Annotated in this window: 25 protein-coding genes and 1 pseudogene; 8 read left to right on the forward strand and 18 right to left on the reverse strand. The window is 32.8% G+C overall.

All coding sequences use genetic code 11. The features are described 5' to 3' along the window. Nucleotides 1–12 precede the first annotated feature (12 nt). The 7 genes and pseudogenes from AAG068_RS17190 to AAG068_RS17220 form a co-directional block, all read right to left on the reverse strand. Nucleotides 13–153, reverse strand: coding sequence for a hypothetical protein (locus AAG068_RS17190; RefSeq protein ID WP_154696872.1), 141 nt, complete (start codon nt 151–153; stop codon nt 13–15). A gap of 98 nt (nt 154–251) precedes the next feature. Next, the gene (locus AAG068_RS17195) at nt 252–518 is read right to left on the reverse strand and encodes a DUF4176 domain-containing protein (RefSeq protein ID WP_342715136.1); all 267 of its coding nucleotides are present in this window, start codon (nt 516–518) and stop codon (nt 252–254) included. Further along, the gene (locus tag AAG068_RS17200; protein ID WP_342715137.1) at nt 515–1294 is read right to left on the reverse strand and encodes a hypothetical protein; all 780 of its coding nucleotides are present in this window, start codon (nt 1292–1294) and stop codon (nt 515–517) included. Before AAG068_RS17200 ends, AAG068_RS17195 begins: the two co-directional genes overlap by 4 nt. Nucleotides 1295–1311: 17 nt before the next feature. After that, a complete protein-coding gene (locus AAG068_RS17205; protein ID WP_342715138.1) occupies nt 1312–2295 on the reverse strand; it encodes a WXG100 family type VII secretion target in 984 nt (327 codons plus the stop codon). Beyond that, a pseudogene (locus tag AAG068_RS17210) lies at nt 2292–3095 on the reverse strand (hypothetical protein). The gene AAG068_RS17205 and the pseudogene AAG068_RS17210 overlap by 4 nt, the downstream one beginning before the upstream one ends. 244 nt (nt 3096–3339) lie before the next feature. Beyond that, nucleotides 3340–4959: an FAD-dependent oxidoreductase gene (locus tag AAG068_RS17215; RefSeq protein ID WP_342715139.1), complete on the reverse strand. Its 1620-nt coding sequence runs from the start codon at nt 4957–4959 to the stop codon at nt 3340–3342. A gap of 239 nt (nt 4960–5198) precedes the next feature. Beyond that, complete coding sequence (locus AAG068_RS17220) at nt 5199–5321, reverse strand: hypothetical protein (protein ID WP_342715140.1); 123 nt, start codon at nt 5319–5321, stop codon at nt 5199–5201. Nucleotides 5322–5434: 113 nt separating this feature from the next. On the opposite strand from AAG068_RS17220, the gene AAG068_RS17225 reads away from it, so the two are divergent. The 5 genes from AAG068_RS17225 to AAG068_RS17245 all read left to right on the forward strand — a co-directional run bounded on the left by AAG068_RS17225 (nt 5435) and on the right by AAG068_RS17245 (nt 9974). Further along, entirely contained in the window at nt 5435–5779 is a 345-nt protein-coding gene (locus AAG068_RS17225) for an ArsR/SmtB family transcription factor (protein WP_342715141.1), read from the forward strand. 18 nt (nt 5780–5797) lie between these two features. Then, complete coding sequence (locus AAG068_RS17230) at nt 5798–6796, forward strand: NADP-dependent oxidoreductase (RefSeq protein WP_342715142.1); 999 nt, start codon at nt 5798–5800, stop codon at nt 6794–6796. Nucleotides 6797–6974: 178 nt separating this feature from the next. After that, nucleotides 6975–8441: a protein adenylyltransferase SelO gene (locus tag AAG068_RS17235; protein WP_342715143.1), complete on the forward strand. Its 1467-nt coding sequence runs from the start codon at nt 6975–6977 to the stop codon at nt 8439–8441. Between the two features lie 253 nt (nt 8442–8694). After that, nucleotides 8695–9789: a RapH N-terminal domain-containing protein gene (locus AAG068_RS17240; protein ID WP_062922501.1), complete on the forward strand. Its 1095-nt coding sequence runs from the start codon at nt 8695–8697 to the stop codon at nt 9787–9789. Further along, entirely contained in the window at nt 9786–9974 is a 189-nt protein-coding gene (locus AAG068_RS17245) for a Phr family secreted Rap phosphatase inhibitor (protein ID WP_342715144.1), read from the forward strand. The genes AAG068_RS17240 and AAG068_RS17245 overlap by 4 nt, the downstream gene beginning before the upstream one ends. Before the next feature lie 73 nt (nt 9975–10047). On the opposite strand, the gene AAG068_RS17250 is transcribed toward AAG068_RS17245, so the two are convergent. The 6 genes from AAG068_RS17250 to AAG068_RS17275 form a co-directional block, all read right to left on the reverse strand. Further along, entirely contained in the window at nt 10048–10647 is a 600-nt protein-coding gene (locus AAG068_RS17250) for an FMN-binding negative transcriptional regulator (protein ID WP_342715145.1), read from the reverse strand. A gap of 141 nt (nt 10648–10788) precedes the next feature. After that, nucleotides 10789–11316 (reverse strand): GrpB family protein, encoded by a 528-nt coding sequence (locus AAG068_RS17255; protein ID WP_342715146.1) that lies wholly within the window; start codon nt 11314–11316, stop codon nt 10789–10791. 23 nt (nt 11317–11339) lie between these two features. Next, nucleotides 11340–11687 (reverse strand): DUF4260 domain-containing protein, encoded by a 348-nt coding sequence (locus tag AAG068_RS17260; protein ID WP_342715147.1) that lies wholly within the window; start codon nt 11685–11687, stop codon nt 11340–11342. Nucleotides 11688–11699: 12 nt separating this feature from the next. After that, nucleotides 11700–12668, reverse strand: coding sequence for a bile acid:sodium symporter family protein (locus AAG068_RS17265; RefSeq protein ID WP_342715148.1), 969 nt, complete (start codon nt 12666–12668; stop codon nt 11700–11702). 4 nt (nt 12669–12672) lie between these two features. Then, complete coding sequence (locus tag AAG068_RS17270; RefSeq protein ID WP_342715149.1) at nt 12673–14064, reverse strand: FAD-binding oxidoreductase; 1392 nt, start codon at nt 14062–14064, stop codon at nt 12673–12675. 324 nt (nt 14065–14388) lie between these two features. After that, nucleotides 14389–14787, reverse strand: a complete 399-nt coding sequence (locus AAG068_RS17275) for a DUF2871 family protein (protein ID WP_342715150.1) — start codon at nt 14785–14787, stop codon at nt 14389–14391. 255 nt (nt 14788–15042) lie between these two features. Between AAG068_RS17275 and AAG068_RS17280 the strand changes: the two genes are divergently transcribed. Beyond that, nucleotides 15043–15546 (forward strand): GNAT family N-acetyltransferase, encoded by a 504-nt coding sequence (locus tag AAG068_RS17280; protein WP_342715151.1) that lies wholly within the window; start codon nt 15043–15045, stop codon nt 15544–15546. A gap of 861 nt (nt 15547–16407) precedes the next feature. Next, nucleotides 16408–17886 carry an Lsa family ABC-F type ribosomal protection protein gene (locus AAG068_RS17285; protein ID WP_342715152.1) on the forward strand — a complete coding sequence of 493 codons (1479 nt, stop codon included), beginning with the start codon at nt 16408–16410 and terminating at the stop codon, nt 17884–17886. A 142-nt stretch (nt 17887–18028) separates the two neighbouring features. Here the strand turns inward: AAG068_RS17285 and hlyIIR are convergent, their stop codons facing one another. The 5 genes from hlyIIR to AAG068_RS17310 all read right to left on the reverse strand — a co-directional run bounded on the left by hlyIIR (nt 18029) and on the right by AAG068_RS17310 (nt 23476). Continuing rightward, the gene (gene hlyIIR / locus AAG068_RS17290) at nt 18029–18634 is read right to left on the reverse strand and encodes a hemolysin II regulator HlyIIR (protein ID WP_342715153.1); all 606 of its coding nucleotides are present in this window, start codon (nt 18632–18634) and stop codon (nt 18029–18031) included. A gap of 454 nt (nt 18635–19088) precedes the next feature. Beyond that, the gene (gene hlyII / locus AAG068_RS17295; RefSeq protein ID WP_342719781.1) at nt 19089–20327 is read right to left on the reverse strand and encodes a hemolysin II HlyII; all 1239 of its coding nucleotides are present in this window, start codon (nt 20325–20327) and stop codon (nt 19089–19091) included. A 301-nt stretch (nt 20328–20628) separates the two neighbouring features. Next, a complete protein-coding gene (locus AAG068_RS17300) occupies nt 20629–21864 on the reverse strand; it encodes an N-acetylmuramoyl-L-alanine amidase (RefSeq protein ID WP_342715154.1) in 1236 nt (411 codons plus the stop codon). Nucleotides 21865–22306: 442 nt separating this feature from the next. Further along, the gene (locus AAG068_RS17305) at nt 22307–22600 is read right to left on the reverse strand and encodes an ArsR/SmtB family transcription factor (protein WP_342715155.1); all 294 of its coding nucleotides are present in this window, start codon (nt 22598–22600) and stop codon (nt 22307–22309) included. A gap of 435 nt (nt 22601–23035) precedes the next feature. Beyond that, nucleotides 23036–23476, reverse strand: coding sequence for a hypothetical protein (locus tag AAG068_RS17310; RefSeq protein WP_342715156.1), 441 nt, complete (start codon nt 23474–23476; stop codon nt 23036–23038). A 690-nt stretch (nt 23477–24166) separates the two neighbouring features. Here AAG068_RS17310 and AAG068_RS17315 point away from each other — a divergent pair. Further along, a complete protein-coding gene (locus AAG068_RS17315; protein ID WP_342715157.1) occupies nt 24167–25420 on the forward strand; it encodes a HAMP domain-containing sensor histidine kinase in 1254 nt (417 codons plus the stop codon). The last annotated feature ends 48 nt before the right edge of the window (nt 25421–25468 follow it).

A 25468-nucleotide genomic window follows, 5' to 3' on the forward strand; every position in this document is an offset into this window, starting at 1 on the left:
ATCTCCCAAAAACTAAAAAATTTTATCTAAAGCTGCTCCGATTCCAGTTTTAACTTTATCTTTTATCGAATCCTGTTTACCATCATGATTCCAATCACCTTTGTTAAATTTGATTCCATCAGTTTCTATATTAATTTCTATAAAAACATCCAAGCTTATTCCACTCCAATAAGGGTTCCATTTGCTGCATCACTAATAAGAAATAATGTAAAAAAAAACTGCTTGTTTAAACAGTTTTTTTACATTATTTCTTATTGTATTTTAGATAATACATTTTCTTGGAAAGTACGCTCTTCCTGATCTTCATATCCAGTTGAAACAACTTCTTGAATATCATCATGATTAAATAAATAAGTGAAATCTGGATTCATATAGCCTTCTGGATAAGGACATCCCATATAATCGAATTTTCTTACCTCATCCGTTGCTACTTGTTGTTTTCGCCCAAAAACCATAAGTTTCTTTGTACCTTCTTTTAAAATTACAATAGATCCTATAGGGAGAAGTTGTGAATTCATTGTCTTTTCTCCTTTCTTGTAAGTTTAGTTTTCTTTTGAGAATGAGGTATATTTACATGTCCCGAAGCAGCCGTGGATTGTCTCCTTTCCTTCCTTGACAGTTTAGGCTTCTTTTGAAAATATAATTCTTTTAAATGTCGCGAAGTAATACCTTGTTTTTTGAAATCAAAGTAAAAATACAAATGTGTACTTAGCGCTAGGAAAACAACTGAAATAAATGAAAAAATAACGATTAGCACAATCGCCATAGCTTTTTGGCTCAAAATTCCAATACTAACTTGACCAATCATATAACCTAAACCCGAAAAATATACAATTTTAGGGATTTTCACATCTTGATCAGTGATCCCCCTTAAGCGGGCTGTAAAATATTTAATCCAGAATAATTCAGATTTATAAACAATTAAACTATATGCAATAAGCGATAGAATAAAAAATAAAGGAGATTCTATTTCTACGAATTCGTAAGCTAACTTTTGCACAGCTATAAAACTACAAAATGAAATACTTAACGCAACAAATCCAGAATATAGTAAATGTTGCAATTGAGGCTGCCGAGGCTTATGAATAGAAACCCAAATTCCCCATAGATTACATATCACATAAAATGGAAAAGCTGCGTAAGAGTATATATTGTACGGTGGAAATATGAATAAAATGATGAGTAGCATAAAATTCATGATAACCCACACAAAGGCCCCTACAATATTTCTTATATCAAATGGTATTAATATCCGCATACAATCATCTATGCTGTTGCCATTATATTTGTCCATTATACACCTCATAAAAATTAAAAAATTTTATCTAATACATTTCCAATTCCTGATTTAACTCTATCTTTTACCGAATCCTGTTTGCCATCATGATTCCAATCACCTTTGTTAAATTTGATTCCATCTGTTAACCAACTTATCCCGATAGAAACACCAAAGCCAATTCCGGCCCCAACTACAGTTCCAATTGGTCCCCCAATTACTGTACCTATTGCAGCACCAGTTAATGCACTAGCAGCAGTAGAACCAATCCCAATTGCTGCATCACCAATAATATCACCAGCTATCTTAGTTTTTGACGCTTTATTTTCAATATTTTCCTTTGTATCATTAATTACATCCCATCCTACAGCTGCATAGCCTAAAACATTTGTTTTTAATTTCAATGAATCTTTAAGAATTTCTTTTGGTGATAAAACATATCTTTTTACATCGTCTATTTGCTTTACTTCGGCTAAAGGTAATTTTGTACGCCTTATCACATTAAGTCCATTTTTATCCTTTAGTACGGTCCGATTTTGAAATCTTACCATTTCTTTTCCTTTTTTATTTGTGAAGGGTGTTACACGCAAACCTTTATTATGTAAAGCTGCCAACTTGTAGGCAGCTGCACCTTCAGTTACAGTACCAAGTAAAGTAAATAATGATCCCGTAGGGTTCTCTTTCCAATCACCAATATCGCCACCCAACGGTGCAAACCAATTAACATCAATTGCTTCTTCCCCAAATGAAACTTCTTGTTGATCAGCCTTCTCAAAACGATCAGCAGCTTTTCTTAATGCATCACTATGTTCTTTTAAAACTGTCGTTATAGTAGCTAACACTGAGCCTGCGTATTGGGATTGATTTAACACAGCATCTCTTCCGGATACTTGGAAAGGAAGATCAAATAACTGCTGATTGATACGTTGATGTGTTTCAGATAGCTCATGAGCTGTTTGTTCTATATTAGAAGCTAGTTTCCTTAAATGCTCAGGAGTAACCTTAATTTCACCGCTCACCTTGTTTTACCCCCTAATGATTTAAGATAAAGTACCATTTTCTTTATCTCTTCAGTAATTGTAAAGGTATCAAGGCAAATAAAATTCGTTTGTGTTTGCTTATTATCTAAAACTTTTTGGATTAGCCAATATTGGTTTTGACTATATAAAAACTGAATACAGTCTGTAGACCATGAGTCCTTTATATAATAATGAACTTGAACAGTATTTAATTCTTCACGATTATGTATAATGTTTGCTAACTCTAAGGAAGCTTCATCATCTAAGTAAAGTTTCAAGTAATCTACTAATTGCTTGTTTGATTGATTTAAAATAGTTTCCTTATATGCAGAAGAAGGGATTTTAAATGTATAATTTGGACGAGAGAAAGTATTTTTAGGCTGTAATGCTTGATATATAAATTGCCAAGCTACCTCTGGTGTCCCGCATTCTTTAAATGTACATTGTTTTTCACCGTTATCATCTGTTATTACATTTTGTATAACCTTTTTCTCACTAAAATAGAAAATGTTTTTTTCTAAAGTGCTGTTTTTACTTATCTGTACTTCAATAACAAATCCTGTAGTTAAACAAATACGAAAATATTCTAAAAGTTGTTTGTCACATAATGTTTCATCTTCTTTTATTATGAGTAGCTCTTCGTTTGTTCAATTCTCGTACATTACATCTAATTCTTTGTCTATTTCCTCATCTGACCAATTTTCAAAGGGGTTCTCAATTCCAATCATTGTTTCATGGTCAAATATACCCGTTAATACATATACTTCTTTATTTGATAAAATAAGAGGTTCAATAGTCAAATAGTCCCACTCCCTAGCGTAATATATAATCTCTAGGAAATATAATACAATAAAAAAATGATTCAATCTAGTAATTGCCAACACTTATAACTAAAAACTAAAAAAATTCTAATAACAACAAAGAGAAAGGGAATTAATTTACATATGTTTTTATAATAATAATGTCTCCTCACTAAACAATTTTATTTTGTAAGCCAAAAAAATAGAAGTATCGTCCTATATAAGACAATACTTCCTTAGTTACTTAAAAACCACATAATAAATTACTCATTACCTCCTCCAGCATTACATCTGGATTTACCACTGCTTTTTCCGAACGCCATCCAATAAAGCCATCTGGTCTAATTAGTACAACTCCTTCATTCTCTATCCCATATAATTCACAAAAAACATTTTCTTGAGTAATAAAGTCTCCCCTTAAACCAACGCTGTAAACTTTTATATTTATTCCTAATTTAGATGAAACATCAAATACAGCTTCAGCCCAAGAACTATTTTCTACTTCAGTAAGTAATACAAAATTGTTACCGAATAAGTCTAATATAGAAACTTTCTCCCCTTCATACATTCCAAAAAAATGAGGTGCTCGCGTTCCAGGTCTTCCGTTCAAATCTATGATACCCATTCTATGCGGATTGTCTGAGTCATCTATTATTGCTTTTGAACAATACTGATACCCAACAGTTACAGCTAAACCATCCATAATATTTAAACTGCCTCCCTCCCTATTCGCAGCACGAAACAGTAAACCACTCGCATAATCTGTCGTTAATTTTGCAACAGGATATCTCTCTTCATGATATGTTTCTAACAATTTCGGGTTTGCTTTTCCTTTTATAACAGCCGCTAATTTCCAAGCTAGATTGTGCGCATCTTGTATTCCTGTATTTGAACCAAACCCTCCAGTTGGCGGCATAATATGTGCAGAATCGCCAACTAAAAAAATGCGATTATCTTGAAATTTTGCAGCAGTACTTTCAGTCGCTTCCCACGGTAAAACACTTACTATTTCCGGCTCAACATTTGTGCTTCCAATTGCTGTTTGAATGATTTGTTTACAACGTTCTATAGTGAAATTCTCTGGTCGCTCTCCTTTTAATGGATCGTAGGATACATGGTAAATCCATCTTCTTTCGTTATCAACTGGAATAAGCGCACCAAGAACTTCCGGATGAAGTACCATAGTAAAACCAAATGCATCTCCTTGCATAAACTCACTTAAATCCGCTTCAAAATAAACATTCATATAATAGCCACCGATTGTACCTCGTCCCTCAGTACTTATCCCTAGCTGCTTACGTATTTTACTTTTCGCTCCATCCGCTGCAATTACATAATCACAATAAATAATACTTTCTTCTTCCGTTTCGCGATTCCGAATCGTTGCGATTACTCCTTGCTCATTTTGTTCATAAGAAACTAATTCATGATAAAAAGATAATTCTCCGCCTAATGTTCTCGCTTCTTGTAACATCATCTCTTCTAAAATAATTTGATAACAAGCCGTTTGTTTTGATGGACTAATCTCTTCTATTTTTTGAAGTAACTTCTCATCGTTTCCATACTGAGTCGCCCGCATTTTTGCTAATTCTTCCTTATTCGCCTCAGCTATTGTATGAACTGCTATTCTTCCTCGGCAATTTTCTAATGCTTTACCCGCCGATCTAATTTTTTGTTCTAAGCCCAATTCTCGAAATAACTCCATCGTACGAAAAGTGATTCCACCTGCTTTTGGATGAATTGCAGTAGACGGGTGCCTTTCAACCAGTGAATAATCAACGTTATGTTTTGCAAGGAATAGCGCAGATGCTAACCCTGATAATCCTCCTCCAATAATTAAAACTGGTACGTAATTCAATTTCATATATTTACCCTCCACATCATTGTTCTGAGCTCAGTGACATAAATATAATCAAAAAAACAACAAAGATATAGACTTATAATTCATTTTAAATTATCATATAGATAGATTACGCCCCAAATTACTTTTACTTTTTCATACATCTATAATCTGTTTAAATTATGCATGTATGAAAGAGTAAAACGAAACAATTCACTTTAGTAGACACCAACATAATAAAAACATGATAAGCGGTCGTAACCCTATAAGTTATTCAGGGTACGACCGCTTATTTTTTTTAAAAATCCTTTTCCTTTCTCATCTGTAAATAACATATCATTAAAGCCTTTTCTATCCCCTACCATTTTCAACTCATAAAATTTCATTCGTCTCGATTTTCTTTCCCAATATTGCAGCTCATTCAACAATCATGTAGCATTACCGTATCGATGTAATGGTTCATCATCTTAAACCTTTCGACTAATTTTTTGGAGGTAAAGTGATTGAAATGAATAAACAAGAACAATTAAATGTTATAAAAAAAGATTTTATTGATTCTCAAAAAGTATTATTGGCAATTGGCGATGAAACACGTCAAGCTATTTTGTTAGTTCTCATGGAAACGGAATGCCAAACCGGATTACGTGTAGGAGAAATCACGAAACAAACACACCTTTCTCGACCAGCGGTATCGCATCACCTTCGGGTTTTACGAGAAGCTGGTATTATTTTAATGCGAAAAGAAGGTACAAAAAACTTTTATTATATTGATATACGTACAAAATTAAGTTTATTAAAAAATCTTGTATTAGATATCGAAAAGCTATTACACAACTTTTATTGAAATGTGGAGGTATAAGAAATGAAAGCAATGATAATTGATAAATACGGGAAAGTTCCAATGCGTATGACAGAAGTACCTACTCCTGAAATAAATGAACATGAAGTGCTGGCAGAAATTCATGCAGCTAGTATTAACCCAATTGACTTTAAAATACGTGATGGAAAAGTAAAGATGTTACTTAAATATGAAATGCCCCTAATTCTTGGGAATGATTTTTCCGGTGTTATCGTAAAGGTTGGATCAAAAGTGACTCGTTTTAAAGTCGGCGATGAAATATATGCACGTCCAAGAAAAAATAAGATCGGTACTTTCGCGGAATATATAGCCATTCATGAGGATGATATAGCTTTAAAACCAAAAAATTTAAGTTTTGAGGAAGCGGCGTCGATTCCACTCGTTGGCTTAACATCCTATCAAGCACTACATGATATTATGCATTTACAAAAAGGACAAAAAATATTAATTCACGCTGGGTCTGGTGGTGTTGGTACTTTCGCAATTCAGTTAGCAAAAATAATGGGCGCTACCGTTACAACAACTACTAGTGAAGCTGGTTCCGATTTAGTAAAGTCTCTTGGCGCAGATCAAATTATTAATTACAAAACAGAAAAATTTGAAGAAATACTAAAAGATTATCATGCAGTATTTGATACAATCGGTGGTACAACACTTGAAAAATCATTCGATATTATAAAAAGCGGCGGCAACATTGTTTCCGTTTCAGGAATGCCAAATGCTCGTTTCGGTAAAGAATTTGGTTCCGGACTTTTTAAAACATTCTTATTTTCATTAGCAAGTAAAAAAATTACAGCACTTAAAAAAAAGCATAATGCTCAATATTCATTTTTATTTATGAAGCCAAGCGGGGATCAATTACGTACTATCGCAAATTATATTGAAGCCGGAAAAATCAAACCGGTAATCGATCGAGTTTTCCCTTTTGAAGATGGGCAAAAAGCAATGGAATATTCAGAGGCTGGCAGAGCAAAAGGAAAAATAATTGTAAAAATAAAATAATAACAAAGACTCCATTTTCTTAAAATGGAGTCTTTATATTTACTGTTAAATAGACATAGTGCAGTGAAGTCCTTACAATAGATTGCAAGGGGAAATATCATATTATACTTTTAGCTAATTTTACAAAGAATACATACGTACAAATACATAATAAAAAAATAAACAAGGAGGAGATAAAATGACTACAAATAATGAAGCTGGTTGGAATTTAGATCATAGTTATACGACTTTACCACAATCATTTTATACAGAAATCCCCCCTACTCCCGTAAGTTCACCGGAGTTAGTTAAGCTAAACCATTCACTTGCGATATCTCTTGGCTTTAATCCTGAAGAATTGAAGAAAGAAGCCGAAATCGCTATTTTCGCCGGTAATGCACTCCCAGAAGGAGCTCATCCATTAGCGCAAGCGTATGCTGGACATCAATTCGGACATTTTAATATGTTAGGCGACGGTCGTGCTCTTTTAATTGGTGAACAAATTACTCCTTCAGGTAAACGTTTTGACATTCAGCTAAAAGGTTCTGGCCCTACTCCGTATTCACGCCGTGGTGATGGTCGTGCTGCACTCGGTCCGATGCTACGTGAATATATTATTAGCGAAGCAATGTATGCACTTGATATTCCAACTACCCGCAGCTTAGCAGTTGTCACAACTGGGGAACCAACCTATCGTGAAACAAAGTTACCTGGAGCTATTTTAACTAGAGTAGCAAGCAGCCATATACGCGTCGGCACATTTCAATATGCTGCAGCTCGCGGTTCTATCAAGGATCTTCAATCACTAGCTGACTATACAATAAAAAGGCATTATCCAGAAATTGAAGCTCATGAAAATCGATATACTGCATTGCTACAAGAAGTCATAAAGAAACAAGCAAGCCTCATCGCTAAATGGCAACTTGTTGGATTTATCCACGGTGTAATGAACACTGACAATATAACAATTAGCGGAGAAACGATTGATTACGGCCCTTGTGCATTTATGGATAATTACGACCAAGGAACCGTATTTAGCTCCATTGATACACAAGGTCGCTACGCATATGGAAATCAGCCATATATGGCCGCATGGGACCTCGCGCGACTAGCTGAATCATTAATACCAATTCTACACGAAGATGAAGAAGAAGCATTAAAGATTGCTCAAGATGAAATTTCAAAATTTAGCGTACAGTATGAAAACCAGTGGTTCCTTGGAATGAAAAAGAAATTAGGACTATTTAGCAACGAAGAACAAGATCATTCACTTATTGAGCAACTTTTAAAAATGATGGAGAAATATAAAGCAGATTATACAAATACATTCCGTTCATTAACTCTTAATACGTTAGAAAATACGCCTCTATTCGATAGCCCTGAATTTAAAGAATGGTACAAACTGTGGCAATCTCGATTAGAAAAACAAGAAGAATCGAAAGAAAACGCCTACGAAATGATGAAAAATAATAACCCATCCATCATCCCAAGAAACCATCGCGTAGAAGAAGCACTGGAAGCTGCTGTGACAAATGACGACTATAGCGTAATGGAGAAACTTCTTGAAGCTCTATCAAATCCTTATGCGTATGCGACAGAACAAGAAGAATACTGCATTCCACCTGCACCGACGAATCGTCCTTATCGTACTTTTTGTGGGACTTGATTGTCTAATATAAAAAAAGTGTGTTCATACAAATTATGTGAACACACTTTTTTATATTCTCCCCTCTCAACTAGAACTTTAAAATGCACTTCCCCCGATTCCTTTTCTTTACTCCAAAACAAAAACCTAACTATTCCAATAGACTTACTCATGAGCTTATTAAACAAATATTGAGAAATAAAAATTACATTTCTAAATATTGTTATTTTTGATAATATATTTTATAAGAATATTCAAAAAGCGAGGGGATTTCATGAACGTTCAACTACAAGGTAATGAACAAATTACGAAATTATTTAATGATTGGTATTTAGCTATGCTTAAACAAGATGTGTCCCAGGCGACAAACTTAAAGCATGAAATTGAGGAAAAGGAACTAAACTTTGAAGAAGATGAAAACTTAGCATTATATCATTCCTTACTAGACTTTCGATATAAAGTTTTAGTAGATAGTTTAAGTATTTCAAAAGATTGTTTTGATAAAATAGATTCTTACTTAATCTCATCCAACCATCCACTGGCTTACTACTATCACTTCTTTAAAGGCATTTATGCAACTTTAACCACAGACTATAACTTAGCTAGCGAACATTATGAACAAGCTAAGTTATTACTAGTAAATAACACTGATAATCTAGAGCATGCTGAATTTTATTATCGAATGGCGATTTTCCATTATCACTTTTATCAACCAATTGAATCCATTGAATATGCAACTAAGGCTAAAGAGATTTTCGATAAACAAACTGGCTACGAAGTTAAAGTTGGATTATGTAAAAATACATTAGGTGCCTCATTTGTATATTTAAAACAATATGAACAAGCGGAAGAACAATATAATTCAGCAATACACCTTTTACAAAAATCTAATGAAAAAGAATTAATTTTAAGTGTACGTAATAATTTGGGTTGGTTATATGCGAGTCAAAACCTCTCCACACTCGCAATCCGTCACCTATCAGAAGTAACTGAAAAGAAACCTACACATTTCAAAGCTCTCTTCTTGCAAGCAAGAGAACACTCTAAACTAGATGAAACTAGTATTGCTGAAGGATTAATCCAAAAAGGGTTAAAAATTTGTACTGAATTAAATAATGAAGAATATATATATCATTTTAAAATTCTAAACGAACTAAATAATAATGTTGCTTCTGAAGAATTAGAAACAATTATTCTTAAAGGAATTACGTTTTTCGACAAAGAATTATTATATAACTACACTCAAGAATACTCAGAAAAATTAGCTGTTAAATTTTATAGTGAAAATAACCACATTAAGGCAAGTGAATATTTTCATAAAGCGTTACAAGCAAAAGAAAAAACTTTTGAGAAAGGGGCATTGAAATGATTAAAAAAATTAGCTCTGTCTTTTTAGGACTATCTGTTTTCGGTATTCTAGCTACTGGTATTCATAGTTCATTTACATACCAAGCGGGTCATGCTGATCTTCCTGCACCACAAAGACCTGACCTTGTTCAATCTGTTGACGCAAGTAAAGACTACAACTCAACAACAGCTGAAAAAACACTTTAAAAAATGAAAGACCTTCAATTAAGAAGGTCTTTTTAAATACGCTTATTTAGAATATTTTCCTTTCATGTAGACTTTATTTTCTCATCAACTCCGCAATCCCCCTACTCCCCTCACTACCAACTTTCTTAAGTTCCTCCACAACTAAATTCCGTCTCTCTACAGAATGATTTTGACTTAACTTCGCTTTTCCTTCTATTTTATTAATCTTAATTTTAAAACCAACTATTCCTTTACTTAATCCTGCCATATAATTCGGATCTACATCGTTTAATGAGTACGTGCTCTTTGAATCTTCATATTTATGTACTAATTCTTGAAGAGAGTCTATTAATTCCTGTTCATCCTCAACAATTTCTAATTCTCCATATACATGCACTGCAACGTAATTCCATGTTGGCACTGCATTGTTTGTTTCATACCATGACGGCGATATGTAACTGTGCGGCCCTTGGAATATAGCAAGCACTTGTTGACTCTCAATACCTTTCCACTGTTCATTCGGCCGTGCGAAGTGACCATGTAACGTGAGTGTTTCCCTATTTAATAACAACGGTAAATGCGTTGCATATGGTTCCCCGTTATGGTGAGAAAATAATGTTGCAAAGCTATTTTGTTCCATTATTTCGTACTTCATCTCTTCATCTTGTATTGCGAAATATTTTGGTATATACATAAACTCCCTCTTTTCCGCTCTTTTCTATTTTATTTCCTATTATATTTAGTAATCGCATCAATCAACAGGGACAGTTTGCCATTATTTTATAGTGGCAGCTTTCAATTAAAAAAGAATAGGTCGCATATACTCAATGCGACCTTAGTTTATTTTACCCAATATATTTGTAATAAATGCCGTCTTACCTTCACTATAACTGGATCGATTTTTTGATTCTCTTGCTAACCCTTCCTTTAAACGACCATATTCAACAACAACGTCTTCATGTTCACGAAGGTAATCCCGAAACGCTATATGTCTTCTTAACTCTTCGCTATTTTTATCACACACATATAAATGATGTTCCATCCAAACTGTACTTTCTTCACTCCACGGAACGAAAGCATCCTTTCTGCCAAACGCCTCTCTCCCTTTGTAACTCCATTCTGCCTGATGATAGTATCCTATCGTTTCAAGCCTTTTTACTACTTCAGGAAAAATTTCGTACTCTTCTATTACTATATCAATATTTAATACTGGTTTTACTGCAAGTCCTTTAACAGATGTACTCCCAACATGCTCAATGGACAAAACTAGTTCATTTATTACATTGTTAATGAGCGATTGTAGTCTATAAAATTCATTTTCCCATTTGATGTTATATTCTTCGATAGTAATTCTCTGTTTCAATGTATTCCTCTCCTCAAAAGCAACTATAACCTCTGAATATGAGTATCCTTAAAATCCGTCTCATATTTCAATCCATATCCAAACATTCGATCCATTCCAATATGCGCTGTCCATATTAATCCTATCATAATAACTGTATCTACCTTAAAATAGACACCTATGATAGCTATTACTATCGATATAATATATGTGTGAAAAATATTATAAATTTTAGCACCTACATGATTATTTATCCCATACGCGAACATGGATAAATCCGGCGTTAAAAGGAATATCCAAAATATAATCCAACTAAATTCATATATTGAATACGCATAACTCGTGGCTAAGAAAACAACTAGTCCTTCAAAATGTACAATACGTTTTTGCATTCTTTACCATCTCTATTTTTCTATATTTATAGATACATTTTCATCACTGAAAGTATTCTTTGCATTTTCCGACCAGATAGTTGCTAAAATCGGCCCTGCAATGTTATGCCACACTGCCGCTAATACACTTGGAAGTGCAGCTGCTGGTCCAAAATGTGCTGTTGCCAGCGCAACACCTAATCCTGAATTTTGCATTCCTACTTCTATTGAAATAGCTCTTCTTGTCCCTTCGTCTAGTCTAAGTACGAACGCTGTTATATATCCGAGTAAAAAGCCAAATGCATTATGGAGCATAACTGCAATAAAGATAAGCAGGCCTGAAGAAGTAATACTACTTACATTCGCTGAAACAACTGCAGAAACAATAATGATAATTGCTACAACTGATATGAAAGGGATAACAGTCATTCCTTTCGTATCAGTTTTAGGGAAAAACTTCTTCACTACTAATCCTAAAATAATAGGTATGATAATAACTTGTACGATAGAAAGAAACATAGACATAGCATTCACTGGCATCCATTGTCCCGCGAGTAATAATAAAATAAGAGGTGTAGCAATCGGTGCTAGTAACGTTGATAATGAAGTCATTGCAATAGACAACGCTAAGTTCCCTTTTGCTAAATAAACCATAACATTTGATGCAGTGCCACCCGGTACTGAACCGAGCAACACTAATCCTGCCGCTAATTCAGCTGGCAGATTCATAACGTAGGCTAGTACGTATGCGACAAGTGGCATAATAATAAACTGAGCACATACACCGATAATAACTGGCAATGGTTTTGTAGCAATGATCTTAAAATCAACAGCCTTTAATGTTAATCCCATCCCAAACATTACAACTCCAAGTAAAATTGTGATGTAACTAGTTAACCCAAGAAATGGTCCAGGAATGAAATATGCAATAGCTGCAATACAAATAACCCAAAATGCAAAATACTTTCCAGCTATATTACTTATCGCTTCTAGTACTTTCACCCCATCATCCCCTATCCTTTAACTGAAAAACTTTATTCGGATTCAAAATATTTTGCGGGTCAAGAGCTTTCTTTATTTTTTCCATTACGAGTAATGCCGCCCCATGTTCTTCTTCTTGATACTTCCGTTTTCCGATTCCAACGCCATGTTCTCCCGTACACGTTCCACCTCGTTTAAGAGCATATAAAACGATACTTTCATTTATTTCGTCCGCCTTTTTCACTTCTTCTTTATCGTTTGGATCAACCATTAAGAGCACATGGAAATTTCCGTCTCCTACATGGCCAAGAATACCGCCGACAAGACCAATCTTATCTAACGTCTCTTTCGCATGTTGGATTGCGCCAGCTAATTCTGAAATTGGTACACATACGTCTGTACTCATAAGCTTTTTACCAGGGTAGCTATGAACGTAAGAATATGCTAGATTATGCCGTGCATCCCATAATTTATTTCTCGCCGCAGTTTCCGTTTCAAAAGCAACTTCTTTACATTTATGATCAAAAACAATTTCCTTCGTAAATTCAATATCTTGCTTTAACCCTGCTTCATTTCCATGAAACTCTAAAAACAGTGTAGGCTCTTCTCTGTAACTTGTTTCATTATAATGATTTACTTGTTTCATAGATAATTCATCTACAAGTTCAATTCTCGCAATTGGAATACCCGCTTGTAGTATATTAATTACAGCTTCTACTGCATCATTTATAGTTGGAAACGACGCTCTTGCAGCCATAACATGTTCTGGTATGCCGTATACTTTTAATGTTAACTCTGTAAAGCATCCAAGCGTACCTTCTGATCCTACGAAAACACCATTTAAATGGTAACCTGATGATGACTTCGCCGCTAAATTTCCAGTATGTATTACTTCCCCATCAGCAAGAACGACTTCTAAATCACGAACTTGATCACGCATTACCCCATACTTAACCGCTGTCGTTCCGCTCGCATTTGTAGCAGCCATTCCACCTAACGTTGCATCTGCTCCTGGATCTACACTAAAAAACAATCCATACTTTTTCAATTCTTTATTAAGCTGAGAGCGAGTCACTCCCGGCTGTACTCTCACAAGAAAATCTTTCTCTCTTATTTCGAGTATTTTATTCATAAGCGAAAAGTCCATTGTAATTCCTTTTTCATATGGAATAACGTGACCTTCTAAACTAGAACCTACCCCAAAAGGAACGACAGGTTTTTTATGCTCACTCGCTACTTTCATTAATTTACTAACCTCTTCAGTCGTTTTCGGAAAAACTACTACATCAGGTAAACTACTAGTATGATAAGATTCATCTTTACTATGTAACTCTCTTACTGTCGTATTTACAACTACTCGATCTTCAGGAAGTACACCCTTTAATTTATTTACTAAACGCTCTACCGTTATTTCCATCATACACTCTCCTACTTTCTATAAATTCGAATTACAAAATATGTTAACTATTTTATACATAATAATCCGAAAAATTACATAATTCAAGTTTTATACATATGAAATTCGTTTCATACTGTCGAATAAACAAAAAGAACTTGCAACAATTGCTGCAAGTTCTTTTCTATAAAGTGAAACTTTAATCAGTAGGGGGGTATTCATCCCCCACTGATTATTAGTTGAACCAATCGGGCTTTTACGGGCAGTTGATCCCCTACCTAACTTCTTTGCTTTCGTTGAATTTTGAGGTGGGGGTCTTACTGCCCGGCGAATAGCGGGATAAAACTATATTTTAAATGACTTCTTTATTAACAACATAAACCAAACTAAAGTAACTGCCATTAACGAATGGGAAAACCCTACAATATAAGTTAACCCTTTAAAGTCCGCTCCATTTAGCTGAAGAAGCCCTCTCGCTGCTAGCGAACCTAACATTAAAGTTAATGCGATATTATGTACAACAAACCACTTATTAAAACTTTTCGCTTCATGAAACGCGAATACTTTTGCTAATCCTAAAGCAATTAAAAAGAAGAAAAAGCCGAGTACAAGTGTATGTGTATGCAAAAGATTTAACAAAGTAGATCCTACAATCCCCTTATACTTTCCATACTCCCTAGCGAAAATTCCTGATAATAAACCGATAATCAAATACGTAAACGATGCATTATATAATTTTTTCATTATGTACCTCCTTGAGTAGAATGTGTAGTGTGTCATATTTAGTAATAATGATAGTTATATAGTAAAAACTCCTAGTTACCTAGGAGTCATTGTATAAGCATCTCACTCTTTACAATCAATTCTAATTATAAAATATCCCTTTATACAAAACAAACGAACTTTATGTGAACAAGCAAGATTCTTTTAAAATATGTTGCGATTTCGTATTACGCAATCCATACTAATTATTATAAATGTTAAAGGTGGTGCATTGGATTGATAATTCTTGAAACTGAACGACTCGTTCTTCGCTGGTTTCATATAAAAGACGCTCCATTTATTCTTGAATTAGTAAACGATCCTGCATGGATTCAGTTTATTGGTGATAAAAGGATTAAAAACTTAGAAGATGCAAAAAAATACATCTTAAACGGCCCTGTTGATATGTATAACAAAATGGGATTTGGCCTTTACTTAGTTGAACGAAAAGAAGATCTCACTCCACTCGGGATGTGCGGACTTATTAAAAGAGATTCATTAGAAGATGTCGATATTGGCTTTGCCTTTTTAGAGAAATTCCGTTCAAATGGGTATGGCTTTGAATCAGCTTCTGCTGTAATCGAATACGGAGTACAAAAACTAGGACTAAAACGAATTGTAGCAATTACTACTATTGATAACATCAATTCAGGAAAGCTTTTAGAAAAAATAGGATTTCAGTTCGAAGAGATAATTTCAGACTCTGGAGAAAATTTAAAGCTATTCGGGTATAACATATAATAAATTGTCAGAGTTCACTTTTAATCTAATCAAAAAATATTTCTTACATATACATTCCTAAAAGTTATTATAATTAAAATACTCATTTGTTTTTTAACATTATAGCCACACAAATTCAAATCACAATTCTGATTTTTAGTACTGTATTTATTCTTAAAAACACTCTATTTTGTTCTTAAAGTTGTCAAAACTCTTATGTAGCTACATGAAAAGTTTATGCTAATATGTTAATAAGAAACTATGCGTTCCCTTAACCCTGTATCCGGTCCTGTATTTTTTACAGGGCCTTTATTTATTTAATTTACTTATCACTTGCTTATACACATTAAATTTCATTTCAACTTTATTTCCTTACTCAAAAAATTATAAATGATCTAGGATTAAGTAAAAGAGATTCTAATATTGCATCTCCAAAAAAAGAATGTTACTCTAAAAATAGAATGATGAAAGGAATGATGGATGAATAATGATTAACTAATTTATATTTTAAGTTGAATTTTATAACTTCAAACTACAAAATATAGGGTTAGTCTATCCATTTTTATAATTCATTTCATACTTTATTTGTCATGATTCAAATGATTAATAAGTGCTTACTTAAGTATAAGCGACAGACTACTCCTTCCGATTAAAAATTGGGGGATTTTTTTATTCCCTTTTATGTAAGTTAAAATTTATTAATCGCTAAATTTACCTAACAAATAAAGGAGCGAAAAAAATGACTAATTCAGATACTATTGTGACACATGTAATGCTCTATATAAGTCGTTAATATCCATCAAACTTATATAGAGGAATTAAAAAGTGGATGGATGTTCCGACTTTATATGAAACGTTTCGATATATAAAGGAGGAATTATTATGTCAATGATAAAAGTTCAAGACTTAACTTTTTCATACCCAGGTAGCTTTGATAATATTTTTGAAGGTGTAAACTTTCAAATAGATACGGATTGGAAACTAGGATTTATCGGTAGAAACGGACGAGGTAAAACGACATTCTTTAATTTATTATTAGGAAATTACGAGTATAGTGGAAAAATCCTTGCTTCTGTAGAATTCAATTACTTCCCCTATCCTGTTGCAGATAAGAACAAATTCACTCATGAAATCCTTGAAGAAATTTGTCCCCAAGCAGAAGATTGGGAATTTCTACGTGAAATATCCTATTTAAATGTTGATGCCGAGGTCATGTACAGACCGTTTAAAACTTTATCAAATGGAGAACAAACAAAGGTGTTGCTTGCTGCACTGTTTTTAAATGAGGGCCAATTCCTATTAATTGACGAACCAACAAACCACCTAGACACGGATGCACGAAAAATAGTCTCTGATTATCTAAGGAAGAAGAAAGGGTTTATTTTAATTTCACATGACAGAATCTTTTTAGATGGATGCGTTGACCATATCTTATCTATAAATAGAGCAAATATCGAAGTTCAAAGCGGGAACTATTCTTCTTGGAAATTAAATTTCGATAGACAGCAAGAGCATGAAGAGGCTACAAATGATCGTCTACAAAAAGACATAGGAAGATTAAAACAGTCTTCCAAGCGTTCAGCAAGTTGGTCTCATGATGTAGAAGCTTCAAAAAATGGAACAAGGAATTCAGGTTCTAAGTTGGATAAGGGATTTGTAGGACATAAAGCAGCCAAGATGATGAAAAGGGCAAAAAACCTAGAATCAAGGCAACAAAAAGCTATTGAAGAAAAGTCAAAATTACTAAAAAATGTGGAGAAAACTGAGTCATTAAAATTAGAAGCATTAAAGTTCAAGTCAAATGAATTAGTTACTTTGGCTGACGTGTCTGTTACGTACGATGACCAAGTCGTGAATGAGCCAATTAACTTCGTAGTTGAACAAGGTGACCGAATTGTGCTTGATGGCAAGAATGGGAGCGGGAAAAGCAGTATCCTAAAACTAATTCTAGGGTATCCGATACAGCATACAGGTTTAGTTACATTAGGTACAGGACTCACCATTTCCTATGTTCAACAAGATACTTCTCATTTGAAAGGATCGCTATCAAATTTTATTGAAGAGCACAAGATTGATGAGACATTATTTAAATCCATCCTACGAAAGATGGATTTTGACCGAATTCAATTTGAAAAAGATATATTTCATTATTCTGGTGGACAAAAGAAAAAACTGCTTATCGCTAAAAGTTTATGTGAAAAAGTCCATATGTATATATGGGATGAACCATTAAACTTTATAGATATTTATTCACGTATGCAAATTGAAGATCTAATTCAACAATTTAATCCCACAATGATTATTGTTGAGCATGATAAGGCATTTCAACAAACCGTTGCAACGAAAACTATATCTATGTAACTCCACTCGAATCATTAATAAATCAAGCCATTAGTCTATAAAGCATTTGAATGAAGTATCCAAAAAAGCCTAATTTCTCTACAATCCATTGAGAAATTAGGCTTTTTAATAGAAAAATTAGGATTCATAAACAATGAGTAATTTACATATTAGGCTTATCTGTTAAAGCAGAAATAATTCTGCTCACCAAATCTTCTGGCATCCATTCATAATTTGTATCATTCGATTCATTTGGTCCTAAAGAATCAATGAACTTTTTAAACTTTGGAAATAAAACCATAGAAGTGATCCAATGTATCGTATGATTTATAGAGAAGAAATGAAATACTCCTTGTTTCTCCCCCTCCTGCAATATTTCTTTTAATTGTTCAAAACTACCTACAAAATACGGTTTAATCTTTTCTAATCTTGCACTTTCCTTAATAATCTCCTCATATGCCAATGTTCCAATTTCAGGATTTTCTTTTATATGTGTAATAAAGACTGTTAAATATTCTCTTAGAGCATTAATAGGATTAAATTGATTCTTCTCAAGAAAATTAGGTAACTCATTAGCAAGACCATATTTCTTAAACACCTCATAATATAGGTTTTCTTTCCCATTAAAATAGTAAGAAGCCATAGCAACATTCACTTTCGCTTCTTTTGCAATTTCTTGTATGCTCGTACCTTCATAACCACGCTCTCCAAATTTTTTCTTAGCAGCCTTCAAAATATTTTCCATCGTCTGCTCTCGAGATTTCCCCATTTCACACACCTCAAATAATATATATTTCACTTCAAAAATCCACTAAGGACTTTGAATAGAGTATCTTATTAATGAAGTTTAATTATATATTTAAAGTAATAACTTAACAACCGATGAAAACTTGATTACTTTAAACTATTCTCCACACAACATACTCCTCAAAAAGAAACATCTCCTGAACATCGCCTACCCTATGTCATCATACAAAGAATTCATTTAAAAATGAAATAAAAATAAACACCCTACTTAAAACAATATCTCCCTGCGTGGTATGAATAGCTTTACCTCACGCTCTTTTCTAATTGCGTATAAGAAAAAAAATAATAAGGGCCAGAGTTTATCTATCTTTACAGATAAACTCTGGCCCTTTCATTACGTTATACAGATTTAACATAAACCTTTATACTCATATCTTGATGAAATAATTATCTATCATTTGCAATTCATTTACTAATTAGATTTGTTTAATCTCAATATAAGGTCCTTTAATGTTTAATTTGTTAATGTCATTCGAAATATTACCTACAGTTGTTTTTTCATTAAACGTATAGATCTTTTCACCATTCACAAAGATACCCCAATTTTTATCCTCGTAACTAATACCATAACCAGCATTGCTAGATGTCGCTTTGAGCTGATTTCCATTCATTGAAAAAGATAATTTCCCTTTGCCTTTGTTAAGTTGGTTATTCACATTGTTGATACTACTCATTTGTTCTTCAAGGGCTTTTTGGTTATCAAGAGTAACTTGATGGTTTTTCCAGTCTAACTTATAGTTGTTTGTAAAGAACTCATTATATGTATCTTTATTATTTGTTCCCCACCATTTCGAACTTACCCATTCGATATTGTACTGATCTGATATTCTACGATTTGTTATTTTTAAATCAGATGTAGATTCTGTTTTATCTGCAGTAATAACTGCTACTACATTAGGAGAAAAACCATATCCTGTTAAAGCTGGTACTGTATCTTTTGAAACAAAATTATTCGTTCCTTCATTATAACTACGTGATTTCATAAATAGTTGATTACCGTAGAAAGTATTAAATGAATCACGATTATAAATTCCCCACTCCGGGTAATTAAACGATTGGAATCCTACTTTCCAATTTAATTTTTTATCTGTGTGAGTCTCTAATACCGTTTTATAGTCTACTTGATCATAAGATACACTTTCTTTCCAAGCAAAGCTACCTGTAATACTTGCATCAGCATTTGGGCCTTTATCATTTACCCCAACTTTAACACTTCCGCCAAGTGTATACCCTACTTCAGAAGTAACCTTTGCTGAAGTCATTGTATTAACTGGGGCAGCTTTATGGAATTGAGCGCTATCACCACTTGTTATTTCTGCTTCAGTATGATAAGCCGATGGCCATTTTAAACCTGCGTTATAGTATCCGCTATTAATTGTATATTTAGCATCTATATTACTACCATCAGTAGTAACAATTGCAATTTTTTTATCTGCGTAAGGATCCTCAATAAAAGAAACCTTTATTGAATTTTTAATATTCTGCTTCATGTCATAAGTAGTTTTAAAACTATTATAGACTTTTCCACCATTTTGAAGATTTTCTACAGTTCCTTTAGAATCTGCAAATACAGATGTTGCTTGTAAACCAAGTGATCCAGACATAATAATGGACGCTACCGCAACATTTTTAGCTATTCCATTTGTTTTTTTCATACAGACAGCCACTCCTTCTTAAACATTTAAAAGATATAAACGTATTATTTTTATCTCTCCATACTAGAGATAGATTCATAACGTTACAATGTAGAAATTTATTAATCTTTATGACAATAACTATCAACACTTATTTTGCTAATTTTCACCTCTCACTTATTGATAACTATTATCAATATCATTAAAACACAGAATAATAATTTAAACAATAATTTTAAATACAAATTTAAAATTATTGTTTAAAAAAGTGTAAAAAAATTATAGAATTCTTTATTTAGAGAATTACTATATTTTCATTTACTTATTGCAATCTATATTCAGATACATTATTCCCTTTCCATTCATAATAATCTAAAATCCCCTCATAAATGGCTTCTGCTGCAATCTGCCTTCCGTTTTCTGTAGATAACTTACTGTAATCGATACCATTATCTATAAAAGCAAGTTCCGTTAACACAGCTGGCATGTCATTTTCTCTTATAACATGAAGATCTCCATGTTTAACACCTCTATCGCGTGTTTGAAGTGCGTCTACTAATCGTGTTTGAATTTTTTCAGCTAAAACACGACTTTCTTCCACATGAGGATTTGTTTTTTCAGATTTAGAAGATTTATAGTAATATGTTTCTGTCCCTTTTGCATTACCGTTAAAAGCATTTGCATGTATGCTTATAAAGATATCACCCTGATTTCGCTTAGCAAACTTAACGCGTTCCTGTAAAGAACTTTTTTGATCATATCCAGGTCTAGTATCAGATTCACGAGTTAGTAAAACTGTAAAGGGAGTATGTTTTTCAAGCAATTGTTGTAGACGTAAAGAAGTGTCTAGTACAATCTTACTTTCAGGTAATCCCTTTGTGTTTTTTCCAGGATCTTCGCCGCCATGTCCGGGATCAATAATTATTGCTTTATTTTCTAAAGGATTACTTTGACTATATTGAAGCATATCTGTTTTTGCGGTTAGTTGTGCAGCTTCAGCGCGTGTTATGAATCTATTTGGTTGCCAACCATTATCTGTACCAACTGAAATTTTTAAATTAATTAAGGTATTTGCGAACTTTTCACCCCAATGTCCCTTTAAATCTTCAAATTTACTTTGCCCATTGTTATTACTTTCATTTTGTAGCTTATATGCATTCACTAGCATAGTAGCCATAGCAGCACGAGTAACTTTTCCAGAAGGATTGAAAATTCCATTTCCTTCACCTTTAATTATTCCTGCCTTTTCAGCTGCGGCAATATAAGGAGTTCCCCAGTGGTTTTGTGAATCTTTAAAAGATGGCTTTGCATTTAAATCAATGTGTATACCAAGAGCCTTTGTCATAATGGTTGCTGCAGAAGCTCTATCTAATGTGTCATTTGAACCAAAAGTTCCATCTGGATAACCACTCAATACTTGCTTATCAACTAAATAAGTAACGGATTTGTCAGCCCATGCAGGAACATCTGGGAATTTGTGAGTATCTGCAAAAATACTAGAAGAATAAGATAGTAGACTTCCAGCGAGAATTCCTGTAGCAATTAATTTGTTCTTCAAAATTTAGCACCTCTAAAAATTTATTACAAGTTAGTAAATATATCATTTATAGTTAATCTTTAAATGATATTCCTTTGAATACAAAAATAGATCAAGTTGGCACTAACACTATATTACAAATGAATAAATTTAAATCGAACTATTATTCCGAAAAGAATCTCCAGACATACACTTATAGATTGAAACTATTAAATATATTCACCAACATTGTGTAACTAGTATAGTTACTTATATATACGAGTGTCAATTGAAATAACCTTACAGTTTTGTAAGGTAACAAACTTAATAATATATTAAGTAATTATTAAACAATGTAAACAATTATCTCTTATTTTAAGCTAAGATTGATTCAAAGCACATTCCTTCTAAATTAGCATTGGCGCCTCCTTCAAGTCCTAATGCCCATCTTAAAAAGAGCACTTTTGAAAAGTGCTCTTTTTAGCTACAAACCTAGAATTCCTACAATCTGGCGAGCCTTAACATTATCGATATAATAATGCATCTCTAACCCTCGTCTTTCTGCACGGAGCACGGTTCCCCTTAATTTTGATAGATGCTGTGAAACAGTAGATTGCGGGAGTCCTAATATTTCTGTCAACTGTGTAACATTACACAGTTTCTGGTGCATTAATTCATTTACAATTTTCAATCGAACGGGATGTGCCATTACTTTTAATACATCTACATCTTCCTCTCGGATGTTAGCTAGATCTCTATTAGATATTAATATTGTCATTTCGCATTCCCCTTTATTATTAATTTCTATTTTCCAATTATCCTTATAAGTAGTACTTATATATATTTACCATTTATCCTGTTGAGAAAATGTATTCTCGTTCTTAATCAAAAAAGACACCAATTCTATGAACAGTTTTTACTGTTCCAATGAATTGATGTCCTCTAATTTTTAGCCAAACTATATTTTGTTTTAAAAAAGTTATTTTATAGCAGACATTTTCTCGTTGACACAAACTAGTAGATTAGCGATGGAGATATCAAAATGTATTGATAAGCGGTTGGAAGTAATTGTTTTTTGTTTAATAGCAAAAAACGAGCATCCTCTCAAATTAGATAAGGTGCTCGTTTTCATTTTGATCGGTAATTCTTAATTCAATTTAGTTTCTTTCCAATAAGGAAAGATTAAATCAACTTAAAACAAAGCGTTTTAAATTTAATTCTTAGATCTTACTGACACTTGGAATTGCCCCTTAGAACCATCATCATTTGAAACGTAAATTTTATATGTTCCGCTCGGTAATGGAGATAAAGCATTCTGTACATTTGTAACATTAATTTGTTGTTCTCCAGGTTTTATATAACCACCAACAATTAGCTCCATATTTGGACCTTTCACACTATATCCCATTGTATTTTGACCATTATTTTTCATAAAGAAGCTTAAATTTTCACTCCCATTATATACAAAAGAAGTTACAGCCTCTCCACTATAATCCATTGTTTGAGTTAATAATAAGTCTGCAGGAACATGTTCAACTATATGAATGGTATCATTCGTTTTGTGTATTTCTTCAGCATAAGTATTATTTCCTAACACACCAAGTGTTAATGCTGAAATTACTCCACAACTAAGCACTAGTTTATTTAACTTCATTTTAAGCTCCCCCTTGATGTTTGTAATCTATTACCATCATACATTCTTTTTCAAGTACGTTTTTATGTAATAATTCATATCTTTAAACCTATATATTTTAACTTTATACCTTAATAGTTACTGAAACACTCACATTGATAAAGCTACAGTATTATGAGTCATAAAAAACATGTAAATTTCAAAATTTGTTTAACGAGAATTCATACAATTAAGTACCAACACACTCAAATAAATAGCGTTTCCATTTTAAATAAAATATACTAATGAAAAATTTCGAAATTTCCACTTTATAATTTGGTATATTCCATGTTAATATAACGAAGGCTACAAATAGAATCCACAAAATATATTTTTCCAATGAATATACATACTTAAAATCCTATTATTTTATTAGTAACTCAATCCCAGCTTTACTTATACAAAAGTCAATTCCTAGTGTCATATGTATAAATATCTAAGTAGATTTTTTATCTATTATTTTTCCTAACTTCCTTATCACTTCTAATAAAGTGAAACTTTAATCAGCCCTCACCAATCGGGCTTTTACGGGCAGTTACTGCGGGATAAAAGTAATATTATAGTACTTTTTCAAGCGCTCTTCCTTTTTTAGATAGAAATTCTATTAATAACTAAACATCTAAGTTTAACTCATACATAATCCAATATACAAACTATCGGAGATGCAAACCTATGGGAATATCTACTCTTTTATTAAATACCTTTATAATAATAATTTGTATCCTTAGCTACCACGTATTTTGGCTAGAATTTAAAGAAAAAAAAACATGTAATAATATATTGATTTCTATCCTTGCCTCCATTGCTATTATTTTTTGCATGACTTTTCCTTTTCAGTTACATGCTGGATTTATTTATGATTTACGTTTTATTCCTATCATTTTAGTTTTTCTCTATGGAAATACAAAAAATATTATTTTTATAGGAATTTTATATCTTTCTTATCGATTTTACTTAGGCGGAAATGGCGTTCTTCCCTCATTTATTATCTTTACTATTATTTCTGTTATAACAATGCTCTTCCATTACTTATTACCTCTATATGTTAAAGAAAAGAAGATATTATTGAGCTTGCTTCTTATTTTAGTATGTACAACTTCACTTTCTATCTGCGGTATTGTAACTCAAATACATACAGGTAGTAAAATAGACTCTACTCTCATAGAATTTTTATTAAATTATATAATCATTAATATTTTCACAGTATTATTATCAGTATATTTAATAGAGGGAATGATTGAGAAATATAAAATGAAAGAAAAGCTGCAACGGGCTGAAAAATTTTATATAGCTAGCGAACTAGCGGCGTCCATTGCACACGAAATCCACAATCCACTAACTACAGTACATGGATTCACTCAATTGTTAAATGAAAAACATGCCTCTAAGCTACCTCAGGATCAGTACTTAGAAATCATGTTAATTGAAATGCAGCAAATACAATCTACTATTAATAACTATTTATCTTTAACAAAACCACAGAACATCCTAAAAGAGAAAATAGATATTAATCATATTTTAAATCAAGTGAAAGACACTATTTCACCACTAGCTCTATCATACAAAGTTGAAATAAAACAAAATAATACAGATTCCTTTTATATAAATGGAGACCCCGAAAAATTCAGACTCTGTCTAAACAACATCATACAAAACGGAATTGAGGCCATGATAAATGGTGGCGTATTACAAATAAATATACAGAAAATAAAAGGGAATATTATAATCGATATTATTGATTCAGGGATTGGAATGTCTTCTCAGCAAATAAAGCGGATTGCTTTGCCATTCTATTCAACAACAGAAAAAGGGACTGGGCTTGGTACCATGATTGCTTATAGTGTTATTAAAGAGTTAAATGGTGATATAGAGATAGAGAGTGAATTAGGTAAGGGGACACGCTTTTCTATTAGTATCCCATGCTGATATGACGGAATTATTCGAATGATAAATTCTTTCTACTTAACTTATTAA

It is taken from the genome of Bacillus paramycoides, from assembly GCF_038971285.1.
Lineage (GTDB): Bacteria > Bacillota > Bacilli > Bacillales > Bacillaceae_G > Bacillus_A.

Excerpts from the sequence above, each read along its gene's own strand:
- AAG068_RS17195 (WP_342715136.1), bottom strand. The coding sequence starts at position 518 with ATGAATTCACAACTTCTCCCTATAGGATCTATTGTAATTTTAAAAGAA.
- AAG068_RS17200 (WP_342715137.1), bottom strand. The coding sequence starts at position 1,294 with ATGGACAAATATAATGGCAACAGCATAGATGATTGTATGCGGATATTA.
- AAG068_RS17215 (WP_342715139.1), bottom strand. The coding sequence starts at position 4,959 with ATGAAATTGAATTACGTACCAGTTTTAATTATTGGAGGAGGATTATCA.
- AAG068_RS17220 (WP_342715140.1), bottom strand. The coding sequence starts at position 5,321 with ATGAAATTTTATGAGTTGAAAATGGTAGGGGATAGAAAAGGCTTTAAT.
- AAG068_RS17230 (WP_342715142.1), top strand. The coding sequence starts at position 5,798 with ATGAAAGCAATGATAATTGATAAATACGGGAAAGTTCCAATGCGTATG.
- AAG068_RS17235 (WP_342715143.1), top strand. The coding sequence starts at position 6,975 with ATGACTACAAATAATGAAGCTGGTTGGAATTTAGATCATAGTTATACG.
- AAG068_RS17240 (WP_062922501.1), top strand. The coding sequence starts at position 8,695 with ATGAACGTTCAACTACAAGGTAATGAACAAATTACGAAATTATTTAAT.
- AAG068_RS17245 (WP_342715144.1), top strand. The coding sequence starts at position 9,786 with ATGATTAAAAAAATTAGCTCTGTCTTTTTAGGACTATCTGTTTTCGGT.
- AAG068_RS17250 (WP_342715145.1), bottom strand. The coding sequence starts at position 10,647 with ATGTATATACCAAAATATTTCGCAATACAAGATGAAGAGATGAAGTAC.
- AAG068_RS17260 (WP_342715147.1), bottom strand. The coding sequence starts at position 11,687 with ATGCAAAAACGTATTGTACATTTTGAAGGACTAGTTGTTTTCTTAGCC.
- AAG068_RS17270 (WP_342715149.1), bottom strand. The coding sequence starts at position 14,064 with ATGGAAATAACGGTAGAGCGTTTAGTAAATAAATTAAAGGGTGTACTT.
- AAG068_RS17275 (WP_342715150.1), bottom strand. The coding sequence starts at position 14,787 with ATGAAAAAATTATATAATGCATCGTTTACGTATTTGATTATCGGTTTA.
- AAG068_RS17285 (WP_342715152.1), top strand. The coding sequence starts at position 16,408 with ATGTCAATGATAAAAGTTCAAGACTTAACTTTTTCATACCCAGGTAGC.
- hlyIIR (WP_342715153.1), bottom strand. The coding sequence starts at position 18,634 with ATGGGGAAATCTCGAGAGCAGACGATGGAAAATATTTTGAAGGCTGCT.
- hlyII (WP_342719781.1), bottom strand. The coding sequence starts at position 20,327 with ATGAAAAAAACAAATGGAATAGCTAAAAATGTTGCGGTAGCGTCCATT.
- AAG068_RS17305 (WP_342715155.1), bottom strand. The coding sequence starts at position 22,600 with ATGACAATATTAATATCTAATAGAGATCTAGCTAACATCCGAGAGGAA.
- AAG068_RS17310 (WP_342715156.1), bottom strand. The coding sequence starts at position 23,476 with ATGAAGTTAAATAAACTAGTGCTTAGTTGTGGAGTAATTTCAGCATTA.
- AAG068_RS17315 (WP_342715157.1), top strand. The coding sequence starts at position 24,167 with ATGGGAATATCTACTCTTTTATTAAATACCTTTATAATAATAATTTGT.